The 3,232-nt window shown below is 71.5% G+C and carries 2 protein-coding genes and 1 pseudogene; 2 read left to right on the top strand and 1 reads right to left on the bottom strand.

The features are described 5' to 3' along the window. Positions 1 to 186 precede the first annotated feature (186 nt). Both ACFWBF_RS37135 and ACFWBF_RS37130 read left to right on the top strand, forming a co-directional pair. A pseudogene (locus ACFWBF_RS37135) lies at positions 187 to 1,772 on the top strand (MFS transporter); the annotation flags it as partial. A 198-nt stretch (positions 1,773 to 1,970) separates the two neighbouring features. Then, a complete protein-coding gene (locus ACFWBF_RS37130; RefSeq protein ID WP_385609247.1) occupies positions 1,971 to 2,363 on the top strand; it encodes a peptidase inhibitor family I36 protein in 393 nt (130 codons plus the stop codon). Here ACFWBF_RS37130 and ACFWBF_RS37125 read toward each other — a convergent pair. Further along, entirely contained in the window at positions 2,344 to 3,123 is a 780-nt protein-coding gene (locus tag ACFWBF_RS37125; protein WP_385609246.1) for a potassium channel family protein, read from the bottom strand. The genes ACFWBF_RS37130 and ACFWBF_RS37125 overlap by 20 nt on opposite strands. Positions 3,124 to 3,232 lie beyond the last annotated feature (109 nt).

Below are 3,232 nucleotides of genomic sequence, written 5' to 3'. Positions count from 1 at the left end.
ACACGCTCACAGCGAGTCACCGCGCGGGCTTGACAACTTCATTGGGAATCCTTTCTGACGCTGAGTGAGCGGTCAGGGTACCTGTGACCGACCTGACAGCGGCTGTCTCGTTAAGCCGTTTGTGAACTGTCAGTCGCTGTCACTAGCCTGTTCGCATGACTAGTCAGATGACCGTCGACGACCAGGACGACCAGGCACCCGTCAAGCAACCCGGCTCGGCACCAGCCCGCACGGGGCTGCGCGGCCACCCCTGGCTGACCCTCTTCGCCGTCGCGATCGGCGTCATGATGGTCACCCTGGACGGCACGATCGTCGCCGTCGCCAACCCCGCGATCCAAAAGGACCTCGGCGCCACGCTGGCCGACGTGCAGTGGATCACCAACGGCTACCTCCTCGCCCTCGCCGTCTCCCTCATCACCGCCGGCAAGCTCGGCGACCGCTTCGGCCACCGCCAGACCTTCCTCATCGGCATCGCCGGCTTCGCCGCCTCCTCGGCCGCGATCGGCTTCTCCGACGGAGTCGAGCTCGTCATCGGCTTCCGCGTGGCACAGGGCATCTTCGGCGCGCTGCTCATGCCCGCCGCGCTCGGCCTGCTGCGCGCCACCTTCCCCGCCGAGAAGCTCAACATGGCCATCGGCATCTGGGGCATGGTCATCGGCGCCTCCACCGCCGCCGGGCCCATCGTCGGCGGCCTGCTCGTCGAGAACGTGAGCTGGCAGTCGGTCTTCTTCATCAACGTGCCCGTCGGCGTCATCGCGCTCGCCTTCGGCCTGTTCATCCTGCTCGACCACCGCGCCGAGAACGCCCCGCGCTCCTTCGACGTCCTCGGCATCGCGCTGCTGTCGGGCGCGATGTTCTCCCTGATCTGGGCACTGATCAAGGCCTCCGAGTGGGGATGGGGCGACACCAGGACGCTGCTCTTCCTCGGCGGCTCCGTCCTGTGCTTCGTGCTCTTCGCCCTCTGGGAGAGCCGGGTCCGCGAGCCGCTGATCCCGCTGGGCATGTTCCGCTCGCTGCCGCTGTCCGCGGGCACCGTGCTGATGGTGCTGATGGCCTTCGCCTTCATGGGCGGCCTGTTCTTCGTCACCTTCTACCTGCAGAACGTCCACGGCATGAGCCCGGTCGACAGCGGACTGCACCTGCTGCCGCTGACCGGCATGATGATCGTCGGCTCGCCACTGGCCGGCGCCGCCATCACCAAGGTCGGCCCGCGCGTCCCGCTGGTCGCCGGCATGGTCGCCACCGCCGCCGCCTGCTTCGGAATGGCCCGGCTCGGCCCGGACACCGGCACCCTCACCATGTCGCTCTGGTTCGCCCTGCTCGGCCTCGGCCTCGCGCCCGTCATGGTCGGCGCCACCGAGGTCATCGTCGGCAACGCCCCGCTGGAGCTGTCCGGCGTCGCCGGCGGCCTCCAGCAGGCCGCCATGCAGGTCGGCGGCAGCCTCGGCACCGCCGTCCTCGGCGCGGTCATGGCCAGCAAGGTCACCGGCGCGTTCGGCGACAACTGGACGGCGGCGCAGCTGCCCCCGCTCACCCCGGAGCAGCTGGCCCTCGCGGAGAAGGGCGTCCAGGTCGGCATCGCCCCGGTTCCCCCGGGCACTCCCGAACAGGCCGCGCAGGCCATCACGGCCGTCGCGCACGACACTTTCGTGTCAGGCATGAGCACCGCCTTCACCGTCGCGGGCACCGTCGCCGTACTCGCCGCGATCGTGGCCGGATTCACCAAGCGCGGCGAGAACGCCGCCGCGGGGGCGGGCGCGGCCCACGTCTGAGCCGCCCCCGACACCCCCGCGGAGCCGTCAACTCCGTACGCACGACAGCCCCGCCGGATGGTTCCGGCGGGGCTGTCGCCTATCCGGGTGGACCCGGCCGCAGCCCCTTCCGCCCGCTCATCGCCGCAGGTCAGCGTGGGGTCAGCGGCTCCTCGGAACAGGTCCGGGGAGCCGGAGTCCACAAGGAGTTGACCCGTCATGCGTACGTGTTCCACGGTTCTCGCCGCCACCGTCCTGGCCGCCACCGCCCTCATCCCGTCCACGGCCACGGCCGCCCATGCGGCGGGCCACGCCGCGGGGCCGCCGCCCCTGGGGGCCTGCGCGACCGGGCAGCTCTGCCTGTGGGGCAAGGCGGAGTTCAAGGGAGCCCGCCAGACCCACGAGCTCAGCACCCTCGACATCAACAGCTGCACGGCGCTGCCCGCCGGCACCACCGCCCAGTCCCTCGCCAACCGCACCGGGCGGCCGGTCACCACCTACCAGTCGACGGTGTGCGCCGAGACCGGGGAGTTCCAGACCTATCCGGGCGACGGCGTCTGGCTGCCCCAGTCCCCGTACCAGGTCAGGGCGTTCAAGGTGTGGGAGCGGTAGCCTCCCGCAGCGCCGGGGCGCCCGGCTGGTCGGCCGCCTGGCCGCCCAGCCGGGCGACCTCGGCGCGCAGCGCCCGTACCTCTGCGGCCAGTTCGGTGATGGCGGCGGTCTGGGCCCGCTCCAGCCGGTCGTCGCGCTCGAAGCGGGAGATGAACCAGGCCGCGATGTTGGCGGTGACCACACCCAGCAGCGCGATCCCCGACAGCATCAGTCCCACCGCGAGCAGCCGGCCGAGCCCGGTGGTGGGGGAGTGGTCCCCGTACCCGACCGTGGTCATGGTGGTCACCGACCACCACAGGGCGTCCCCGAGATTGCGAATGTTGCCCCCGGGGGCGTCCCGCTCCACGCTCAGCACCGCCAGCGAGCCGAACATCAGCAGCCCCACCACCGCGCCCGCCACGTACGTGGTCAGCCGGATCTGCGGCGCCATCCGGGCCCGCCGGCCCACCAGCAGCAGGGTTGCGACCAGCCGCAGCAGCCGTAGCGGCTGGATCATCGGCAGCAGCACCGCCAGCAGGTCCAGCCAGTGCGTCCGCACGAAGGCCTTCCGCGCCCGCGACAGCGTCAGCCGTACGAGATAGTCCGCGGCGAAGGAGGCCCACACCACCCACTCCGCGTGGGTGCAGGCCCGGTGCACCCACCGGTCCGCGTCGGGCGCCACGATCGGAACGGCGTACGCGACGGCGAAGCCGATGGCGAGCACCAGCAGCGGGATCTGCGTGTGGCGCTCCCACCGAGTCTGCCGGGAGGGTTCCTTCATGCGCAGCATCGTAAGGAACGAGTAAAAGGAACCGGTAAAGCACGTGCGGCGGCGGGCCGGGACCCCCGGCCCCCCCCCCCCCCCCGCACGAGGGAGCCCGCGGGCCGGG

It is taken from the genome of Streptomyces sp. NPDC060028 (genome assembly GCF_042736725.1).
Classification (GTDB): domain Bacteria; phylum Actinomycetota; class Actinomycetes; order Streptomycetales; family Streptomycetaceae; genus Streptomyces.
This window is presented reverse-complemented; position numbering and strand designations above follow the sequence as displayed.

Coding starts and splice junctions, on each gene's coding strand:
- ACFWBF_RS37130 (WP_385609247.1), top strand. CDS start 1,971: ATGCGTACGTGTTCCACGGTTCTCGCCGCCACCGTCCTGGCCGCCACC.
- ACFWBF_RS37125 (WP_385609246.1), bottom strand. CDS start 3,123: ATGAAGGAACCCTCCCGGCAGACTCGGTGGGAGCGCCACACGCAGATC.